This is a genomic window from Staphylococcus sp. EG-SA-2 (genome assembly GCF_017152085.1).
In genome coordinates this window covers 1-577 of the sequence record NZ_JACYHC010000028.1, presented here as the reverse complement: position 1 = coordinate 577, position 577 = coordinate 1, and the positions used below count along the sequence as shown (strand labels likewise).

At 32.1% G+C, this 577-nt stretch carries 1 protein-coding gene; it reads right to left on the bottom strand.

Features of this window, described 5'->3' with window-relative positions; translation table 11 throughout:
• Positions 1-47: 47 nt before the first annotated feature.
• The coding region (locus tag IDG60_RS00220) for an aminotransferase class IV (protein ID WP_206160341.1) at positions 48-577 on the bottom strand (530 nt) is incomplete at its 5' end.

The window sequence follows — 577 nt, the reverse complement described above, 5'->3', positions numbered from 1 at the left end:
AGTTGATAAATTTAAGTAATTTAATCTAAAAATATGATGAAAGAATTTTAAATACTGTGTGACTCTATATACTTTTCAAATCCTTCTTGTAGTTGACGTGTAATTGGGCCAACTTTACCATCATTAACTGGTTCACCATCTAATTTAATAACAGGTGTAACCTCAGCTGAAGTACTTGAAACAATAACTTCATCTGCGTTTCTCAAGAAATCTACAGTAAACGTTTCTTCTTTAAATGGGATATTATAGTCTTCGGCAATTTTTTTAATTACAATTCGTGTAATACCATTAAGAATATAGTTGTTAATCGGATGTGTATAAATCACACCGTCTTTAATTGCATAAGCATTACTTGAAGATCCTTCAGTGACAGTTTCGCCTCGATGTTGGATTGCTTCAACGGCATTGTATTTTACAGCATATTCTTTTGCTAATACATTTCCTAATAAATTCAAGCTTTTAATGTCGCAACGTAACCATCGGATATCTTCAACGGTAACACCATTCACACCATTTTCTAAATGATCATAAGGACGATCATAACTCTTTGTATAAGCAACAATTGCTGGTTCTACTT